General features: G+C 70.1%; 14 protein-coding genes and 1 pseudogene. 1 reads left to right on the top strand and 14 read right to left on the bottom strand.

Annotated elements, in window-relative coordinates; genetic code table 11:
- The 10 genes from FYW99_RS31295 to FYW99_RS31250 all read right to left on the bottom strand — a co-directional run.
- A partial coding sequence (locus tag FYW99_RS31295) for a type I polyketide synthase (protein WP_317847024.1) occupies positions 1-1716 on the bottom strand: 1716 nt, incomplete at its 3' end.
- 75 nt (positions 1717-1791) lie between these two features.
- Positions 1792-2568: a thioesterase II family protein gene (locus FYW99_RS31290; protein WP_150256190.1), complete on the bottom strand. Its 777-nt coding sequence runs from the start codon at positions 2566-2568 to the stop codon at positions 1792-1794.
- Positions 2569-2581: 13 nt separating this feature from the next.
- The gene (locus tag FYW99_RS31285; protein WP_150256188.1) at positions 2582-3709 is read right to left on the bottom strand and encodes a 2-oxo acid dehydrogenase subunit E2; all 1128 of its coding nucleotides are present in this window, start codon (positions 3707-3709) and stop codon (positions 2582-2584) included.
- Positions 3702-4700 (bottom strand): transketolase C-terminal domain-containing protein, encoded by a 999-nt coding sequence (locus FYW99_RS31280; protein ID WP_150256186.1) that lies wholly within the window; start codon positions 4698-4700, stop codon positions 3702-3704. Before FYW99_RS31280 ends, FYW99_RS31285 begins: the two co-directional genes overlap by 8 nt.
- On the bottom strand, positions 4697-5626 hold the full coding sequence (locus tag FYW99_RS31275; RefSeq protein WP_150256184.1) for a thiamine pyrophosphate-dependent dehydrogenase E1 component subunit alpha: 930 nt from the start codon (positions 5624-5626) through the stop codon (positions 4697-4699). The genes FYW99_RS31280 and FYW99_RS31275 overlap by 4 nt, the downstream gene beginning before the upstream one ends.
- A complete protein-coding gene (locus FYW99_RS31270) occupies positions 5623-5892 on the bottom strand; it encodes an acyl carrier protein (protein ID WP_150256182.1) in 270 nt (89 codons plus the stop codon). Before FYW99_RS31270 ends, FYW99_RS31275 begins: the two co-directional genes overlap by 4 nt.
- A 5-nt stretch (positions 5893-5897) precedes the next feature.
- On the bottom strand, positions 5898-6950 hold the full coding sequence (locus tag FYW99_RS31265; RefSeq protein ID WP_150256180.1) for a 3-oxoacyl-ACP synthase III family protein: 1053 nt from the start codon (positions 6948-6950) through the stop codon (positions 5898-5900).
- 71 nt (positions 6951-7021) lie between these two features.
- A complete protein-coding gene (locus FYW99_RS31260; RefSeq protein ID WP_150256178.1) occupies positions 7022-7912 on the bottom strand; it encodes an alpha/beta fold hydrolase in 891 nt (296 codons plus the stop codon).
- 2 nt (positions 7913-7914) lie between these two features.
- A complete protein-coding gene (locus FYW99_RS31255; RefSeq protein ID WP_150256176.1) occupies positions 7915-8115 on the bottom strand; it encodes a ferredoxin in 201 nt (66 codons plus the stop codon).
- A complete protein-coding gene (locus FYW99_RS31250; protein ID WP_150256173.1) occupies positions 8112-9371 on the bottom strand; it encodes a cytochrome P450 in 1260 nt (419 codons plus the stop codon). Before FYW99_RS31250 ends, FYW99_RS31255 begins: the two co-directional genes overlap by 4 nt.
- Positions 9372-9612: 241 nt before the next feature.
- On the opposite strand from FYW99_RS31250, the gene FYW99_RS31245 reads away from it, so the two are divergent.
- Positions 9613-10554, top strand: a complete 942-nt coding sequence (locus FYW99_RS31245) for an SDR family NAD(P)-dependent oxidoreductase (RefSeq protein WP_223839893.1) — start codon at positions 9613-9615, stop codon at positions 10552-10554.
- 123 nt (positions 10555-10677) lie between these two features.
- Here the strand turns inward: FYW99_RS31245 and FYW99_RS31240 are convergent, their stop codons facing one another.
- The 4 genes and pseudogenes from FYW99_RS31240 to FYW99_RS33160 all read right to left on the bottom strand — a co-directional run.
- Complete coding sequence (locus FYW99_RS31240) at positions 10678-12171, bottom strand: FAD-dependent monooxygenase (RefSeq protein ID WP_150256168.1); 1494 nt, start codon at positions 12169-12171, stop codon at positions 10678-10680.
- Between the two features lie 50 nt (positions 12172-12221).
- Positions 12222-16781, bottom strand: a complete 4560-nt coding sequence (locus FYW99_RS33020) for a type I polyketide synthase (protein ID WP_150256166.1) — start codon at positions 16779-16781, stop codon at positions 12222-12224.
- The gene (locus FYW99_RS31230; protein WP_223839895.1) at positions 16778-19531 is read right to left on the bottom strand and encodes a type I polyketide synthase; all 2754 of its coding nucleotides are present in this window, start codon (positions 19529-19531) and stop codon (positions 16778-16780) included. Before FYW99_RS31230 ends, FYW99_RS33020 begins: the two co-directional genes overlap by 4 nt.
- A 108-nt stretch (positions 19532-19639) precedes the next feature.
- Positions 19640-20074 (bottom strand): annotated as a pseudogene (locus FYW99_RS33160) (acyltransferase domain-containing protein); the annotation flags it as partial.
- Positions 20075-20148: the final 74 nt, after the last annotated feature.

The following is a 20148-nucleotide window of genomic DNA, read 5'->3' as shown; positions in this document are numbered from 1 at the left end:
CAGAGCCTGCGCGAACACCGGAAACACCTCGAACAAAGCCCGACCCATACCCGGACGCTGACTGCCCTGACCCGTGAACAACAACGCCACCCGGCCCGGGGAACCAGCCACACCCGTCACCACATTGCGAGCGGGTTCTCCCCCGGCCAGAGCCGCCAACCCACGCAGCAACTCGTCACGGTCACGTCCCCACGTCACCGCACGGTGATCGAACAACGCACGCGAGGACCCCAACGAAAACGCCACATCCGACACCGACACACCCGGATCGGACTCCACCCGCTCCCGCAACCGCTCGGCCTGGGCGGCCAGCGCCGTACGGTTCTTCGCCGACAGCAGCCAGGCCGCCGGGCCCGCACCGGAGCCGGTGTCAGGTTTCCCGTCGACCGTGCTGGCCGTGTCGGGGCCCTCGGCGAGCACCACGTGACAGTTGGTCCCGCCCATGCCGAACGAGCTCACACCCGCCAGCAGCGGGCGCTCCGGCCTCGGCCAGGGACCGAATCCGGTGTTGACCCGCAGCCGCAGCTCGTCGAAGGGGATGTCCGGGTTCGGGGTCTCGAAGTTGAGGCTCGCCGGGATCGCGCGGTGGTGGATGCTCAGCGCCGCCTTCAGCAGGCCGACGATGCCCGCCGCACCCTCCAGGTGCCCGACGTTGGTCTTCACCGACCCCACCACGAGGGGGTCGTCGGCGTCGCGCTCGGAGGACACGGCCGCGCCCAGGGCGGCGGCCTCGATGGGGTCGCCCACCCTGGTGCCGGTCCCGTGCAGTTCCACGTACTGGACGTCGCCCGGGTTCACGTCGGCCCGCTCGTAGGCCGTCCGCAGTGCGTCTTCCTGGGCACTCGGACTGGGGACGGTCAGTCCGTCCGTCGACCCGTCGTTGTTCACGGCACTGCCGCGGATCACGCAGTACACCCTGTCCCCGTCGGCGAGGGCCCGGGACAGCGGTTTGAGGACGACGGCACCGCCGCCCTCACCGCGCACGTACCCGTTCGCCCGCGCGTCGAAGGTGTAACTGTTCCCGTCCGGTGACAGGCCGCCGAACCGAGCGACCCCCACCGTGCTCTCCGGGATGAGGTTGAGGTTGACGCCGCCGACGATGGCGACCGACGACTCCCCCCGGTACAGGCTCTCGCATGCCATGTGCACGGCGACCAGCGACGACGACTGGGCCGCGTCGATCGTCATGCTCGGCCCGTGCAGACCGAGGGTGTAGGAGACACGGTTGGCGATGATGCTGCGGTGCAGACCGGTGACGGTGTGCTGGTTGATGGCGTCGGCGCCGAGCCGCTGCACCAACGCGGCGTAGTCGTCCATGATGGCGCCCGTGAACACGCCGGTCCGCGTGTCGCGGAGGGATTCCGGCACGATCCCGGCGTCCTCCAGGGCCTCCCAGCTCAGCTCCAGCATCAGGCGCTGCTGCGGGTCCATGACGGCGGCCTCACGCGGGGAGATCCCGAAGAAGGCGGGATCGAACCCGTCGACGCGGTCGAGGAATCCGCCGCGGTGGGGCACATCCTGGTCACCGATGGCGTCGAGTCCGGTCCACCGCTCCTCTGGAGTCTCGGTGATCCCGCTGCGGCCCTCCCGGAGCAGCCGCCAGAAGGAGTCCGGGTCGGGCGCCTCGGGAAGGCGGCAGGCCAGTCCGACAATCGCGACCGCGTCACCGGGGACCGGCTGCTCCTGGGAGACAGCGGATCGGCGCCTACTCGTCATGACGTACCCCTGATCCTCATCGTGGACGATGAGGATCAGGATCGCGGTCCGGGCTAGCGGTGCCCTTAGCGGAACCTAAAGCCGGGACAGGATGGAGGAAACCCTCGTCAGGAAGGCGGAACGGGACTCCGCGGGGAAGAAGTGGCCGCCGGGCATGACGTGGACGCGGCACTCCTCCCGTGTGTGCCGGTCCCAGGCGGCGGCCTGGTCGGCCCGCACCAAGGGGTCGGCGGCCCCGGTGAAGACGTGGATGGGGACCGGAAGCGGTTCGGCCGCCGGGTCCGGGAACCCCGAGCACACGGCGAGGTCGTCGCGCAGCAGCGAGGTGGCCGCGCGCAGCCAGTCGGGGTAGCGCAACAGCTCGGTGGAGACTCCGCCCAGGCGGACGAGCAGTCGGGCCAGGTCGTCGTCGGAGGCGGTCCGCGCCTCGACCAGTGGTTGGGGCAGGTGCGGCGCCCGGGCTCCGCCCACGATCAGGGCCCGTGGCGCCGGGAGACCCGCCGCCACCCGGCGCCGGACCAGGGCGTGGGCGAGGTGGGCGCCCATGCTGTGCCCGTAGAAGACGTGCTCGCCCTCCAGCAGGGGCGCCAGGTTCTCGTCCAGGTCCGCCAACAGGGCCTCGGCGTCGCGGTGCCGCGGCTCGCGGACGCGCTGCTCCCTGCCGGGAAGCTGGACGGGCAGGACGGCCACGTCGGCCCCCAGGACGTCCTGCCAGCCGTGGAAGGCCGACGCCGCTCCTCCCGCGTGGTGGAAGCAGAGGAGCCGCAACCGGGCGACCGGAACGGGCCCACCGGCGGTGTAGCCGACCGCGGGGCGTGTTCTCGGGAGGGTCTGGAAGGGAGGCGGTGTCACGTCGGCTCTCCTGTCAGGTCATGACGAGGTCGTCCGGGGACTCGACGGCCTTCTTGACGCTCCGCAGGAACAGTGCGGCGTCGCGGCCGTTGATGAACCGGTGGTCGTAGGCGAGCCCGATGTGGGCGACGCTTCGGGCCCGGACCGCGCCCTCGTCGTCGAGGACCACCTCCTGCTGCGGTGCGCTGAGCGCCAGTGCACAGGTCTGTCCGGGGAAGATGACGGGGACGGCGCTGACGACGTCCGCGTCGGTGTGCAGGGTGACACCGATGTTGCCGCCGGACAGGTCGGCCGCGCGGAAGGAGCCCTTGATCGCGTTGTCGCGGAAGGCTCCGGTGGCGGACGCGATCTCCGCGACGGACAGTCCGGACGCGTTCTTGACCACCGGAACGTACAGTCCGCGTCCCACGTCGACGGTCACCCCGACGTGGGCGTCGTCGGGGAGGTGGACACTGTGGTCGTCCACGGGCGTGGCGAAGAACAGGGGGAAGCGTTCGTGCAGCCGGGCCACCGCGGCGACGAGGAACTCGGGAACGCCGACGATGCGGCCCAGTTCCTTGGTGAGGGCGTACCCGCGGGCACGCACCTCGCCGACGTCGGCCTTGACCACGGTGTAGGCGGAGGGGATGGTCCGGTGCGAGCGCAGGACCGTGTCCGCCACCGCCCGCTGGTGGGCCGGCAGCGTGTGGGCTCCCTCTCCGCCCTCGCCGTCCTCGCCGGATTCGGCGGCCAGCGCGTCCACGTCGGAGGCCCGCACGACCTTGAGGCCGAGCGCCCGCACCCGCTCCTCGCTGACGCCCAGTGCGTTCATGCGTCGGCGCGCGGGCTCGGTGATGATGCCGACGGGAGCGGCGGTCTCCGCAGGTGCGGCGGTCTCCGCGGGCGCGGCGCCGTCGGCCGACTCGGTGCCTTCGGGGGCGATCCGGCCGATGACGTCGCCGGGGGCGCACTCGGTGTCGACCTTGACGAGCTGCCGCAGGACTCCGGACCCTTCGCTGAGGAGGTCCTCGATGGCCTTGGAGGTCTCCACGGTGGCCACGGGCTCGTCCTCGGCGACCGGTCGGCCGTCCTCGACCAGCCAGTCCACGAGCATGTAGACGCGGTCGTTGTTGTTGAGTTTGGGAACCCGGATGTCAACCATGGAGGGCCTTCGTGACGGCTGCGGAAATGGTGTCGGCGCTCACCAGGACCTCGTTCTCCAGGTGCGCGGCCGTGGGGATGACGCTGTCCTGCGAGTGGACCAGCGACACCGGCCGGCGCAGGTCCGACCACATCGTGCGGTGCACGGCCTGGGCCACCTCGCTGCCCCAGGTCCCGCCCGCGGTGCCCTCCTCGGCGACGCACACGAGCTCGGCCCGCCTCAGGACGGGGAGCAGGGGGTCGGTGTCGAAGGGGTACAGCTGTGAGGGGACCAGCAGGAGACAGGCGATCTCGTGCTCCAGCAGCAGGGACCGGGCCGCCGCCAGGGCGCGGTGGGTCAGACCGCCGGGAACGATCAGCACGCAGTCGTAGGTGTCGGGGGTGTCGGCGAACACCCGTGCCACTCCGGGCAACTCCATGTCGTAGCTGAACAGGTCGTCCACCACGCCGTCCGTGAACATCCGCTCGGTGTAGAGGACCTTGTCCTCGAACAGCATGGCGGGCTCGCCCCGCCCGAGGAGCTCGGGCAGCAGCTCCCGGTTGTCATGGAACGGGGAGACCTCGTGGACCGAGAGGCCGGGGAGTCCGATGAAGTGCTTCTGCAGGCTCTGGCTGTGCGTGGGACCGTAGCCACGGCCGCCGCCGGTGGGGCAGCGCACGACCATACGCATGGGTACGCGTCGGCCGTACATGGACACCGACTTGCTGGCGAAGTTGGCGATCTGGTCGAACGCGAGGGCGACGAAGTCGCCGAACATGATCTCCAGGACCGCGGCCTCTCCGGCCAAGGCGAGCCCTCCGCCGACGCCGACGAGGCCGCCCTCGCTCAGCGGGGTCGGGATCACCCGTTCGGGGTGGCGTGTGGACAGGCCCTTGGTGACCTTGAACGCGCCTCCGTAGGGGTCGACGATGTCCTCGCCGAGCAGGTACACCCTCGGATCGCCGTCCAGCAGGTCTCCCAGGGCGAGGTTCAGGTTCTCGGCGACTCTCATCGGTCCCGCCAGGTGGAGAGCGGACGTGCGATGACGTCGTCGGTGATCCGGTTGACGCGGTCACGCGCCTGGCTGTCGAGCGGCTCGGCCTGTTCGGGGAACGCGCTCAGGTAGGCGTGGTACCAGTCGTTGTCGCGAGCGTGCTGGACCACGTCGTCGGGCCTGGTGTCGTCGCCCTTGCTGTGCGGGCCGATCCGGTGCGTGGCGAATTCCACGACCAGGGGTTCGCAGGCTTCGCGTACGTGTGACAGGAGCGGGGTGAGTTCCTGGCGGATCATGTGGACGTCGGTGGTGGTGACCCGGTGGTGCCGGACACCGAAGGCGGCGGCGCGGTCGGCGATGGTGCCGGCCATCTGGTCGGTGGTGGGGGTGGTCTGGGCGATGCCGTTGTGCTCGACCACGACCAGCAGCGGCAGCCCCCACAGCCGGGCCATGTTGAGCGCCTCGTAGACGGCCCCCTCCCCCCAGGTGCCGTCGCCGATGTAGGCGCAGGCCAGCAGTCCGGGTTCGGTCCGCTTCAGCTTGAGCGCCACCCCGGCCGCCACGGGCAGGCTCTGTCCCTGGACGCCGGTGGACAGGTAGCGGTCGCGCAGGATGTGCTGGCTGCCGCCCACCCCGTCGCACACCGCTCCCTCGCGCCCCATGATCTCGGCGAGCAGCCCCTCGGGGTCGTCGTACCGGGCCAGGTAGTGCCCGTGGCCGCGGTGGTTGCTGAACACGAAGTCGTGCGGGTCCAGCAGCGGCTCCAGGGAGACCGGAACGTACTCCTGCCCCAGACAGGTGTGCGTGGTGCCGTTGAGTGCGCCCCGGCCGAACAGCTCCAGCAGTTTCTGCTCGAAGCGCCGGATCATGAAGAGCGTCCTCAGGTCGTCGTCGGGCAGCTCGGCGAGGCGCTGTCCGGTGACGTGCTCGGTGAGCGTGCTCATCGGGTCTCGGTCCCTTCCTCGCGGGCCCTGCCGACGGCCTCGGCGACGCTGCGCGGTGTGGGCGATCCGAGGAAGGTCTCTATGGGCACCGTCACCCCGAGCCGCTCGTCGATCCGGACCACCATGTTGATGATGAGCACCGACTCGAACTCGGCCAGCTCCTCGTCGATCCCGACCCCCTCGAAACCGAGGACCTCCCGGAAGATCTCGTCCAGTGCGGCGAGGACCTTGTCGTCGGGGGTGGACTCCCGCGTCGTGTTCTTCATGCCCCTCACCTGCCGTCCTGGTCGGCGCCGACCATTTCCACCGCGTACGCGGCCTTGATCCACTTGCTGGCCTCGACACTCACTCCCACGGCCCGGTCGCCCTCCTGCATCTGCGGCAGGAGCGTCTCCAGCTGGAAGAAGGGAAGGGCGTTGCCGGTGTTGCCGATCTCGGTCACCCTGCTGATCGGTACCGCTTCGGGCGCGTTGATGTCGGCCAGTACCTTGGCCGTCATGACCGCCGACAGCTGCGGGGGAAGGACGAAGTCGAGTTCGTCCTCCTTCCACCCCAGGTCGTCCAGAATGCTCTGGAGTGCCTCGGCCGCCATGGGCGGCGCCGCCTCCTCGACCGCCTTGAAGTCCTCCACCACGGACTTCTGTCCGGGGGCGCCGCCGAGCGCGCTGAACCACTCGACGACCTGTCCGGGCTCACGCCCCTGTCCCACCAGTTCGAGGGAGACCTGCCGTAGCACGGGGGTGCCGGGCCGCGGCTCGGTGGTGAGCACGACCGCCCCGGCACCGTCGCCGAACAGCATGGCGTTGACCTGGACGCCGGGAGGCTGCTGGCTGATGTCCTGGTCGAGGTCCATGAGCTTGGCGCAGGTCTCGCCCCCGATGACCAGGGCGGTGGTGTACCGGCCGGACTCCAGCATCCGGCATGCCACGTCCATGGCCTGGATCGCGCCCGTGCACCCGGACATGAGCTGGTAGGAGGGCACGTTGTTGATGCCGAGCCGGTCGGCGACCAGGTTGACGGTGGCGGGCATGAGCATGTCGGGAGTGGCCGTGCCCATCACGATCAGATCGACGGAGTCCGCCCCCACCCCGGCCGCCTCCAGCGCCCGGCTGGCGGCGGTCACGCCCATGTCGGTGAGCGAGTAGCGCACCTCCTTGGTCCGCAGGTCGGTGGCGAAGTGACGGCTGCGTGTGCCCACGAAGGTGTCGATCCACTGCTCCCACACCTTGGGCAGGCCGAGGCTGCGGACGAGCGCGGCGTTGTCGATCAGTGGACCGGGGAGCGCGGTCCCCACCGAGAGGAGGTGGATGTCGGGGTGAGGCATGTCTGTCCTTTCCAGTGGTTCCCGCTCCGACTGCCGGGGCGCGGGTGCGCTCGGGCGAGCACGGTGGTCGGTCACCCGGAGGCGGGCCCGTCCCCGGCACGACTCACGGACCAGTGGCGGCGCAGGTGGGTCGCCAGCTCGGGGGCGCGCTCCACGGGAAAGTGCAGCTTGGCGCCCTCGATCTCGACCACCTCGGTGACGCCCGGGACGGTGTCGCGGAGCCAGTAGGCCCACTTGAGCTCGAAGTGGACGTCGTCGGTGGCCCAGACGACCAGGGTGGGCACGGTGAACTCGCGCAGCTTGGGCTCGATGCCGAGCAGGTCACCGGGGTCGAGCGAGGCGAGCAGCCGTTCGAAGTGGCGCGTGCGCTCGGGAGTGCTCGCGATCGGCTCCAGGAACGTGCGCACCGTCTCCTCGGTGAGTTCGTCGGGGCGCTCGTAGTTGGAGCCGAGGCTGTGCGGTGACCTGGCCACGTCGAGGTTGTCCAGCATCATGGCCACACGTGGTGCGAGCTCGCCCTTCCTGGCGAGCTCGACCGTGCCCCGGAACGCCTCGTTGGGCAGGTTGTCGTGGGTCTCGCAGTTGGTCAGGGTGAGTGTCGTGAGCCGTTCGGGGTGGTCCACCGCGAAGATCTGCACCACCGCGCCGCCGGTGTCGTTGGACACCATGTCGACGGCGTCCAGCTCCATCGCGGCGCAGAAGTCCTCCAACACGACCGCCAGGCTCCGCAGGGTGAGCTCCTGGCCGGGAACGACCGGGCTCTGTCCGTGCAGGGGGAGGTCCACGGCGATGCAGCGCCGTTCGTCGGCGAGCTCGGCCAGGACGTTGCGCCACAGGTAGCCGTTGGTGCCCAGACCGTGGACGAAGAGCGCTACCGGCCCCTCCCCCACGTCGACGTAGCTGATCTCGCCCGAACGGGTCCGGACGGTGGACCGGTGTGAGTTGAACTGCTGGAGGTTCACCGCTACCCCTCGTCAAGAACGGAGATGGCCTTCTCGGGGCAACCGGAGACGCCACGCAGAACGTGCGCGCGCTGTTCGGCGCCGACCTCGAACTCACCCATCTCGTTGTAACCGGACTCGTCGTTGACCTCGAAGACCTCCGAGGCCAGGGCCATGCACAGACCGTGCGCCATGCAGCGGTCGGCGTCGACGCGGACCTTCATCGCTGTGCCCCCTCGTCGGCACGGGCCAGGGGCCAGCTCAGGTCGAGCGCGGAGACCCCGCGGACGGTGGTGTAGACACGGTGCGGACTCGTCCCGGCGGTGAGGCCGTAGCGGGGCACCCGGGCGTGCCACTCCTCGACCGCCAACTTGAGGACGCGGCGGGCCAGGTGCATGCCGATGCAGCGGTGCGGGCCGACCGCGAAGACCAGCTGGCGGGTGGAGGAGCGGTCGAAGTCGACCTCGTCCGGGTTCTCGAACACACGGGGGTCCATGCCGGACATGCCCCAGGGGATGAGGACGAGGTCCCCCTTGCGCATCGTCACGCCGTGGCGCTCGACGTCCTGGGTGACCAGCCTGGCGGTCGCCGAGATCGGATCGTGCCGGACGAGTTCCTCGATCACCGCGGGGATCCGTTCGGGCGACTGGATGACCAGGTCCTGGACCTCGGGGTGCTCTGCCAGGTAGGTGAACACGACGCTGATCATGGCCGTGGTGGTGTCGAACGCGGCGAGCATGTTCGTGAAGGCCGCGTTGATCATCTGGTCCCGGGTGAGCGGCTCGCCGTCCAGCTTGGACTCCAGCAGGCGGCTGAAGACGTCGCGGCGCCCCTCGGTCCCCTCCTCGCGCCGGCGGTCGATGGCCTCACCGAAGAAGTCCCACAGCGGCCGGCTCGCGGCGGCGATCGCCTCGTCGTTGTGCGCCTTGGGCAGCTGGGAGCGCAGCCATTCCTTGTACTCCAGGATCTGGCCGAGGTACTTGCGGTCGATCCCGAACATGATGAGGAAGGCCTCGGCGGGAATCTTGCTGGCGATGTCACCGATGAACTCGGTACGGCCCTGCTCGACCCAGGGGTCCATGGTGTCGGCGATGGCCTGGCGGATCTGCGGGGTGAAGTGGTTGACCGCGCCCGGGTTGAACAGGTCGGCCAGAGCACGGCGCCACTTGCGGTGCTCCTCGCCGTCGAGCTGGATCGGGATGGCCTTGCGGTCGCCCAGCATGTTGATGTGCGAGGGGATCGACAGGGCGAGGTTGGAGAAGGTCTCCGGGGTACGGGCCGCCCACTCCATCTCCTCGAACCGGGTGAGGATCCAGTACCCGCCCAGCTCCTCGGAACGGACGATCGGGGCGTACTCCTGGATCTCCTTGAAGTAGGTCACCGGGTCCCTTTGCAGCCAGGGCTGGTACACGCTCCAGCGCCGGATGCGTTCCTCCAGGGTCGTCGGCACCTCGAAGACGTTTTCGGTCGTGTCGGTCACGCCCGTTCTCCTCTCCTGGTCTGCTCGGGTTCAGTGAAGAAGCGGTGGCATCGGGCATGGGCCGAGAACCACAGTCCGAGGTTGTCCGGTCCGGCTAACGACGTTCTTGGCGTCCCCTAAAGCCGGGACTGAGTCGTCGCCCTTTCACCGAAACCGTCTCCGGGAGGCATCGACAAACCCGCCGCGGCCCGTCAAGATAATCGGGACAGCTATCCCGCTTGTTGTGGAGGACGTGGTGGCAGTGGAATCGACTTCTTTCGGCGCGACGAGTACCGCCCGGGAGGTGGTCGCCGGACACGACCTGCGTGGGCGCGACGTCGTCGTCACCGGCGGCGCCTCCGGCCTGGGGATCGAAACCGTGCGCGCGCTCGCGGTGGCGGGCGCACGCGTGGTCATCGCGGGACGGGACCGTGTGGCCGCCGAGAAGGTCGCCGCGGAGGTGAGCGCTGAGACGGGCAACGGGAGCATCGAGTTCGGCGAACTCGAACTCTCCTCGTTGGACTCCGTGCGTGCGTTCGCCGCCTGGTACACCGGGCTCGGCCGACCGCTGCACCTGCTGTTCAACAACGCCGGCGTGATGCTCTCGGACCAGGCCTACACGGAGAACGGCTTCGAGTGGCAGTTCGGTGTCAACCACATGGGGCACTTCGTCCTGACCCTCGACCTGCTGCCCGCGCTACGGGCGGCCGGGGGCGCGCGCGTCATCGCCCTGTCCTCCGCCGCGCACCGCCACGGCGGTATCGACTTCGAGGACCCGAACTTCCGCCGCCGCCCCTACGACAGGCTGCTGGCCTACGCGCAGGCGAAGTCGGCCAACGCCCTGTTCGCCGTGGGCCTGCACCAGCGCCACGCCGACGACGGCATCACCGCGAACGCCGTCCACCCGGGCATCGTTCTCACCGGCCTGCAACGGCACATCACCCGTGAGGAGAAGCTGCAGTTCGGTCTGATCGACCAGAACGGGACGCCCAACCCGAACTTCAAGAGCGCCGAACAGGGTGCGGCCACCAGCCTGTGGGCCGCGACCGCGGCCGAGCTGGACGGGGTGGGCGGCCGGTACCTGGAGGACTGCGGGATCGGTTCTCCCGCCAGGGAGGGCGCACCCGGAGGGTACGAACCGCGCATCCTGGACCCCGAGCAGGCCGAACGGCTGTGGAAGCTGTCCACCGAACTGGCCGGGTGACCCCCTTCCCGGCCTTCGCCGGGTGGTAACCCAGAAGCCACCCGGCGGCGCGCCGTGTCCGGACCTGGTGTCCGGACACGGCGTACGCGTATGGGCCCTGCCCGACGTGCCGACGGCCGCGTTCTAACGACCGGCCTCGCCCGGCTCGCCGAACCAGGTGCCGAGCGCGGCACGCAGCCCCTCGGCGTCGGTCCCGGCCGTGTCGACGAAGGCGACGTGCCCGTCCGGACGCACCACCAGGACCGCCGCGTCCACGTCGGAGGACCGGACAGCGCGCACCACGTCGACACGGTCCGCCCAGCCCGCGACGGCGCCCAGGTCGGCCGCGCCCTCGGACAGGTCCACGACCGCGCCGCGTACCGCGCGCTGCGAGTCCAGCAGTGCTCTCGCCCCGTCCTCCACCGCGGCCAGGACGGTGGCCGGCACCCGCGCGCCGAGCAGCGGGTGCTCCGGGGCCTCCGCCCCCTCCCGCACCCCGCCCATCGGGTAGCGCACCGCCGTGGTCATCCGCAGCAGGTGCCGGGTGACCTCGTCGAACGACGCCAACCTGGAGATGAGGGCACGCAGCTGCTCCATCTTCTCCAAGGGGTGGAGCAGGGCGATGGAGGCCCGCGCGTGCATCGCCATACGCTCCCCGACCGGCTTGCGCTCGGCCTCATAGGTGTCGAGGAGCCCCTCCGGTGCCCACCCGTTGAGGACCGCGCCGAGCTTCCAGCCAAGGTTCACCGCGTCGGTCAGGCCGGTGTGCATCCCCTGGGTGCCCGAGATGAACAACGTGTGCGCCGCGTCGCCCGCGATCAGGACCCGCCCGTCCCGGTACCGGTCGGCCACCCGGGTCTGCCCGCCGAACCGGGCCGCCCAGCGGAGTTCGGGCAACTCCACCGCCTGCCCGGTCACCTCGGTGATGCTCTCAGCCAGTTCCCGGGCGGACACACCCGCGCCGTCCGCGGGCGGATCGACACCGAACCGCAGAGTCATCAGCCGCATCACGCCCGGCTCGATCGGCATCGCGGCGAACACCCCGGTCGGACGCGGCTCCGCGTCGAACTCGATACCCTCGACCGCCTCGGCCGCCACGTCGCCGAACACACCGTGGTAGGTCTCGCCGTCGCCCGGGAACTTGATCCCCGCCCGCTCGCGGACGAGGCTGCCGGGGCCGTCGCAGCCGACGAGGTAGTCGGCCCGGACCCGTTCCGTGCCGTCGCCACTGGCCACCTCGACGGTCACACCTCCCTCGTCCTGGTCGAACCCCGTCACCTCGCTGCCTCGGCGGATGTCCACGCCCAGTTCGACGGCGCGCCGTTCCAGCAGCGCTTCGGTACGCCACTGCGGAAAGGCGTGGACGTGGTCCTCGGCTCCCACTGTGCCCAGATCCAGCCACAACAGGGAGAACGGCGTGCGCGGCCAGGGGAAGATCTCGTCCGCGCCGATGCGCTCGCGCAGTCCTCGCTGCTCGAACAGCTCCAGCGTCTGGCCGTGGATCGCCATGCCGCGCGAGCGCTGCTCCGGCTCGGGGCGCCGCTCGACGACGATGGTGTCAACGCCCACCAGCGCGAGCTCGCTGGCCAGCATCAGGCCGGTCGGACCGGCACCCGCGATGACGACGGTGTGACTCATGACTGACTCCTTCGGTGTTGGGGGGACAGGGGACCTGCGCCTCGCCCCGGTCAGGCTGTGGTGACGGGCAGCAGGCCGGACAGGTACGCGACGAGCGCTTCGGGGGTGGAGTGGTCGAAGACGGCGGTGGCCGACACCTCCAGGGAGGTGGCCTCGTTGAGCCGGTTCACGAGTTCGATGGCCGTGAACGAGGAGAAGCCCAGTTCGAGGAAGTCCTTGTCCATGTCGAGTTCGTCCGGAGAGGCGTAGCCGAGCGCGGCGGCGGCGTAGGCGCGCACCGCATCGCCGAGGATCCGCTCGCGCTCCTCGGTCGAAGCCGCGGACAGGGCGTCCTGGATGAGCACGGCCCCGCCCTCGGGTTCGGGTACGGACGCCGACGACCGCGCCTCCGCCAGCCCGTCGAACAGGCGGTCACCGTGATCGAACAACACCCACGACACGTCGGCGACCACGGTGAGGGCGGCGGCCGGCGTGGCCGCCTGTTCCAGCACGGTCATCGCCATGTCGGGAACGACCGGCACCACGCCGTCCGGCCACGCGCCGTCGGCGGTGTCCGCCCACGGCCCCCAGGCCACCGACATCGCGGGCAGCCCGGCGGCCCTTCGACGCAGGACCAGCCCTTCCGACCACGCGGTGTCGCCGCCGGGTCCGTTCAGGAGGTCACCCGCCGACGTGAACACGACGAACGCCGACAGGCGCGCCCCCTCGGTGAGTTCGTGCAGGTCGGCGGCGAGGGATCGGGCTTGGGCCCGCTCACCCTCGGCGGCGGAGGAGGAGGTGGCGCCGAAGGCGGCGTGGACGACCGTGGTCAGAGGGTGCTCACCCGGGATCGCTGCCAGCGCCTCGCGCAGTGCCTCGCGGTCGCCGGGCACGCAGGTGAGCACGGTCGTCTGTGCGCCCAGGACCGCCAGTTCGGCCTTCAGGTCGGCGTGGCGCCGCGCCTGTTCGTCCTGGTCCGTCACCAGCAGCAGGTGCTCGGCGCCCTGACGGGCCAGCCAGCGGGCAGCGGCCGCGCCCAGACCACAGGTACCACCGGTGACCAGAGCGGTTCCCCTCGGGCGCCATGGCCTCACCGTGCTCCCGGGAGCCCGTTGGAGTCGGCGCACGTACATGCCGCCGGGGCGGACCGCGACCCTCCGATCACCGTGGAACCCACTGACCACGGCCCACAGCAGACGGGCGACCCGGTCGTCCACGGCCTCGGGCAGATCCACCGTTCCCCCGCCCTCCAGGGTGTCCCCGGACGACGGAGCCAGAACGCGACCGGCCGTCCACGCCTGGTCCGGGTCGGGTGCGGCATCGGCGGAGCCGACCGCCGCCGCCCCGCGTGTGGCCACCCACACCGGGCCGTAGAGTCCGGCGTCACGGACTGCGGTCAGGAGCCCGGTCGTGGCGTCGAACCCTCGGCTGCCGGGCAGGTCCGCCAGGGCGAGCAGAGACAGGACACCGGCGACCTGGTCCATGCCGACCGTGTCGCGCAGCGAGGACACGAGCGTGTCGGTATCGGTGTCGGCGCTCGCGGTCGCCACCGGAACGGTCCTGACATCGACCCCGGCCCCGGACAGGGCGGAGACGATCCGATCCGTCTCCTCGTCCTGGGCCTCGGGGACCACGACCAGGCAGATTCCACTGGGAGCCGGTTCCGGGAGGTCGTGCCGGTGCTCCCAGCCCAGCCGGTACCGCCAGTGCCGCTGGCGTCGCAGGGCGCCCAGTGAGGGGAGGATCGCGTCCAAGGCGGCGAACCGCTCTCCGGTCATGCCCAGGACGGCCGCGGCGGTGGACAGGTCCCCGTGTTCGGCGGCCTGCCAGAACTCGGCCTCCAGGGACGAACCCGTGTCGGCGCCGACCGGCACCTGCCCGTAGGGCGGAGCGTCCAGCCAGTAGCGACGACGTTGGAAGGGGTAGGTGGGCAGGTCGACGTGGCGTGCGGGTTCGGCCGGGTGAACCGGTGTCCAGTCGATGTGCGTGCCGGTGGTGTGCAGCTGTCCCAGTGCGCTGGTGAACGTCTGGTTCTCAGGCCTGCGCCGCTGGAGCGTGGGCACGAAGACGTGGTGCCCCCTGCCGTTGAGGCCCTCCTTGGCGAGGGCGGTGAGCGTGGCGTCGGGGCCGAGTTCGAGGAACGTGTCGGCCCCGGCGTCGGCAAGAGCTCTCACCCCGTCATGGAACAGCACCGGGCTGCGCACGTGCTCCACCCAGTACTCCGGCGAAGTAATGCGCGCAGCCTCAGCCAGACCACCCGTCACATTCGACACGATCGGCACCGTCGGCTCACGGAAGGTCAACGACTGCACGACCTCCCGGAACTCCGCCAACATCCCCTCCATGTGCGAGGAGTGGAACGCATGACTCACCGTCAGAGCACGCGTACGCGCACCCGCCTGACGGGCCAACTCCCCCACCTCAGCCACCGCGTCCGCGTCACCGGAGACCACCACCGACGCCGGACCGTTCACCGCCGCCACATCCACACCCGCCCGGTCACCGACCAGAGCGGAGACATCTCCCAACGGCAACCCGATCGCGAGCATCGCCCCGCCCCCCGGCTGGGCCTGCATCAACCGCGCCCGAGAGGCCACCAACACCGCAGCGTCCTCCAACGACAACACACCCGACAGATGCGCCGCCGACACCTCACCCAACGAATGCCCGATCAGGAAGTCCGGCCGAACCCCGAAACTCTCCGCCAACCGGAACAACGCCACGTGCAACGCGAACAACGCCGGCTGGGTGAACTCCGTCCGATCCAACAACCCCGCCTCGACCGAACCGGCCTCAGCGAACATCACCTCACGCAACGGCCGCGACAAAAGCGGGTCCACACACCCCCACACCCGCTCCAGAGCCTGCGCGAACACCGGAAACACCTCGAACAACCCACGACCCATACCCGGACGCTGACTGCCCTGCCCCGTGAACAACAACGCGGTCCGGCCCACCGGACCAGCCACACCCGTCACCACATTGCGAGCGGGCTCTCCTGCGACCAGAGCCGTCAACCCACGCAGCAACTCCTCCCGACCGGTCCCCGTCACCACCGCACGGTGATCGAACAACGCACGCGACGACGCCAGTGCGTGGGCGATGTCGGCGGGCGCCTCGTCCGGGTGCTCTGAGACGTGTGCCGCCAACCTTCGGGCCTGATCGGTCAGGGCCGTGTCGCTCTTCGCCGACAGCAGCCAAGCCGTCAGCTCCGGCGAAGCCGACGGCTGCGCGGGGTCCTCCGTCTCGGGTGCCTGTTCGAGGACCAGGTGTGCGTTCGTACCACTCAGGCCGAAGGAGGACACTCCGGACCGGCGCGGCCGGTCGACCTGCGGCCAGGCGACCTCGTCGGTGATGAGCTCGACTGCGCCGGACCCCCAGTCGACCTCGGGTGTGGGCTTGTCGACGTGGAGGGTTCGGGGCAACCGGCCGTGGCGCATGGCCATGACCATCTTGATCACACCCGCCACACCCGCCGCGGCCTGCGTGTGCCCGATGTTCGACTTCACGGACCCCAACCACAGCGGCCGGTCCTCCGCACGACCCTGCCCGTAGGTCGCCAGGAGCGCCTGCGCCTCGATCGGGTCACCCAGGGTCGTGCCCGTCCCGTGCGCCTCCACCGCGTCCACCTCACCCGGACCCAGCTTCGCGTTCGCCAACGCCTGCCGGATCACCCGCTGCTGCGAGGGACCGTTCGGCGCGGTCAGACCGTTACTCGCACCGTCCTGGTTCACCGCAGAACCACGGATCACACCCAGAATCCGACGCCCATGGCGCTGGGCGTCGGACAACCTCTCCAACAGCACCAGACCGGCGCCCTCGGAGAACCCCGTACCGTCAGCGGCCCCGGCGAACGAACGGCACCGACCGTCCGAGGACAGCCCACGCTGTCGGCTGAACTCCCGGAACAGTCCCGGTGTGGCCATGACCGTGACGCCTCCGGCGAGCGCCATGTCGCACTCGCCCTGGCGCAGCGACTGCGCGGCCAGGTGCATCGCCACCAGCGACGACGAACACGCCGTGTCCACCGTGACCGCCGGGCCCTCCAACCCGAACGTGTACGACACCCGGCCCGACGCGATGCTCGGAGCGCTACCACTGCCCACGTACGCCTCGAACCCGTCCGGGATCGGATTCAGCCTGGCCGCGTAGTCGTCGTACATGACTCCCGCGAACACGCCTGCGCGGCTGCCCTTCAGCGATGCGGGGTTGATCCCCGCACGTTCGAAGGCTTCCCAAGCTGTCTCCAGCAGCAGCCGCTGCTGCGGGTCGATCGCGGCCGCTTCCCGCGGGCTGATCCCGAAGAACTCGGCGTCGAACCGGTCCGCGTCGTACAGGAACCCGCCGTGCCGGGTGTAGGAACGGCCTTCCTGGTCGGGGTCGGGGTCGTAGAGCTCCTCCACGTCCCAGCCTCGGCTGACGGGGAACTCGGACACGGCGTCGGCCCCTCCGGAGACCAGTTCCCAGAGGTCCTCGGGAGACTCCACCCCGCCCGGGTACCGGCAGCTCATCGCCACGATCGCGATCGGCTCGCTCCGCGACGCCTCCACGTCCGACAGGCGCTGCCGGGCCTGGTGCAGGTCCGCGGTCACCCACTTCAGGTAATCGACCAGCTTCTCTTCACGTGTCATTCCGGAGCGCCCCTTCCGAGGTCCTTGTCGATGAAGTCGAAGATCTCGTCGGCGGTCGCCGCCTCGATCCTGTTCACGACCGAGGTGCTGTCATCCGAGGTGGTGTCGGCGCTCCATCGTGCGAGCACGGCTTCGAGCCGTCGTGTCACGACCGTGCGCAGTTCGGTGTCCCCGTCCGCCGCCTCCAGTACCGCCTCCACCGAGTCGAGTCCGGACAGGACCCGGTCGGCGTCGGACACTTCGGCGGGGGCGAGCTCCTCGGCGAGGTAGGCGGAGAGCGCGGACGGTGTGGGGTAGTCGAACACGAGGGTGGCCGGCAGCCGCAGACCCGTAGCGCGGTTCAGGCGGTTGCGCAGTTCGACCGCCGTCAGCGAGTCGAAGCCCAGTTCCTTGAACGCCTGGTCGCTATCGATCGCCCCGGCCGATCCGTAGCCGAGTACGGCCGCGATCTGCCCGCGCACGGACTCCAGGACGAAGTCCGCACGCTCCTTGGACGGCAGTTCGGCGATCCGGCCCTTCAGGTCGGCCGTCGCCCCGCCCGATACCTCGGACCGCGAGGTCGAGCGGACCACGCCGCGCAGCGGCGGAGGAAGCACTCCGGCCTCGGCCATGGACCGCAGGATCATGGGGTCCAGCCCGGTCGGCACCAGTACCGCGTCATCGAGGGACACTGCGGTGTCGAGGAGGGCCAGGCCCTGCTCGTCACTCATCGGACTCAGCCCGGTCCGGCGCATACGAGCCACATCAGCCTCAGCCAACTCACCCGTCATCCCACTGCTACGCGCCCACAGACCCCAGGCCAACGACGTCGCAGGAAGCCCCTGAGCACGACGGTGCTGCGCCAACCCGTCCAGGAACGTGTTGGCCGCCGCATAGCTGGCCTGCCCCGGATTGCCCACCACCCCCGCGATCGAGGAGAACAACACGAACGCCGACAGGTCCAGGTCCCGGGTGAGCTCGTGCAGGTTCCACGCCGCGTCCACCTTCGGACGCAACACCCCCTCCAACCGCTCAGGAGTCAGCGAGGAGACCATCCCGTCATCCAACACACCCGCACAGTGCACCACCCCCGTAAGCGGATACTCCTCGGGAACCTCACCCAACAGAGCAGCCAACGCCTCCCGGTCAGCCGCATCACACGCGACCACCCGCACCCGAGCACCCAACCCGACGAGCTCGGCCTCCAACTCCGCCGCACCCTCGGCCGCCAAACCCCGACGACTGGTCAACACCAGACTGCGCACCCCGTGCCCCACCACCAGATGACGGGACACCAAGCCACCCAACGCACCCGTACCACCGGTGACCAGCACAGTCCCCTCGGTGCCCAAGCGCGAGGTCTCGGCCACGACCGTCCCGGACACACGCTCCAGGCGGGGCACGTACGCCTTCCCTTCCCGTAGTGCCACCTGGTCCTCCCCGGAATCCACCACCGCGGGGAGCAGACCGAGCGCCTCGTCGTCATCGATGTCCACCAGCACGAACCGGCCCGGGTTCTCCGTCTGAGCCGAGCGGACCAGGCCCCACACAGCCGCGTGCGCCAGGTCGGCGACGTCCTCGTCCTTGCCCGCGGCCACACCCAGACGTGTCACCACCACCAGCCGCGCGTCGGCGAACCGTTCATCGCCCACCATGGTCTGGACGGAGGCCAGGACGTCCTTCGTGACCCGTCGGACCGCCGCGGGGTCGCCGCCTCCGCCCTCCGGACGCAGGGACAGCACCTCCGGAACGGCTTCCCGGTCCGAGAGTTCCGCGATGGGCGGGCAGACGGTCGGCCCGGCTTCGGCGGAAAGCGGGAGCGGAACCCATCCCGGCCGGAACAGGGAGTCGTGGATCCCCGCGTTCGCGGCCTTCAGCTGTTCGATGGACACCGGGCGCACGGCGAGGGACGCCACGTCGGCGACGGGAGAACCGTCCGGGGAGGTGAACACGGCCGCAACCGAGCCGTCCTCCGAACGCGACAGCCGCGCCCGCAGTGCGGTCGCCCCGGTAGCGCTCAGCCGTACCCCCGACCACGCGAACGGCAGTTCCGGCTGGTTCCCGGACAGCGCCAGCGCGTGCAAGGAGGCGTCGAACAGGGCGGGATGGAGGCCGAAACCTCCTGCTCCGGAGCCCTCAGGCAGCGCCACCTCGGCCAGGACCTCGTCTCCGTACCGCCAAGCGGCACTCAGCCCCTGGAAGGTCGGACCATAGTCGAGTCCGATCCCGGCCAGTCGGTCGTAGGCGTCCCGAACGTCGATCGGCTCGGCACCGGGCGGCGGCCAAGCTCCTTCTTCGGCCACCATGGCACCGGGGTCGGTGGAACAGGTCCCGGTGGCGTGCCGTGTCCAGGACTCCACCCCTTCCGGCCGGGAACAGATCATCAGAGAGCGGCGTCCCTCGTCGTCCGCTGACCCGAGGAGCACCTGGATCCGGACTCCGCCGTTCTCGGGCAGGACCAACGGGGCTTCCAGCGTCAGCTCCTCCAGATGCGCGCAGTCGACCTGTTCACCCGCGTGCAACGCCAGTTCCACGAACGCCGTCCCCGGCAACAGCACGGTGCCCATCACCGCGTGGTCGGCCAGCCACGGATGCGTCGCCAACGACAACCGCCCCGTCAGAACCAGACCGTCACCATCCGCCAACGGGACAGACGCCCCGAGCAGAGGGTGTTCCGTGTCGATCAGGCCCAGACCCGTGGCGTTCGCGGCGACAGCCGTCGGACGGAGCCAGTAGGACTCCTCCTGGAAGGCGTAGGTCGGCAGATCCACGGTGGCGGACACCGGAACCGCGGAACGCTCAGGAAACCAATCCGGAGACAGACCCGCGGTGAACGCGCCCGCCAACGCCGTCAACCACTGACGCACACCACCCTGATCACGACGCAACGTCCCCAAAGCCGCAACCACCGGTGCCCCCGCCACCGCCTCAGCGGTATCCCCGACCGCGGTCGTCAACACCGGATGCGGACTGCACTCCACGAACGCGTGATGCCCCGACTCCACCAACAACGCCACCGCAGAGGAGAACCCCACCGGACTCGCCAGATTCGCGTACCAGTACTCCGCATCCAACTCCGGGCCCTCAACGAAGCCACCCGTCACCGTGGACAGGAACGGAACCTCCGCCGAGCCGGGCCGGACCGAACCCAACCGGTCCAGAATCTCCTCCCGCAACACCCGCACATGCGGCGAATGCGAGGCATAATCCACCGGGATCACCCGCGCCCGCACCCCCTCGCCCTCACACCCCTCAACGAAGCGGTGCACCTGGTCACGGTCACCCGCCACCACCGTCGCACCCGGACCATTCACCGTCGCCACATGCACATCCGAGAACTCCCCGGACCTGATGCGCTCGGCCACCTCGTCCTGACCGAGAGGGATGG

It is taken from the genome of Nocardiopsis deserti (genome assembly GCF_008638355.1).
GTDB lineage: Bacteria > Actinomycetota > Actinomycetes > Streptosporangiales > Streptosporangiaceae > Nocardiopsis > Nocardiopsis alborubida.
This window is presented reverse-complemented; position numbering and strand designations above follow the sequence as displayed.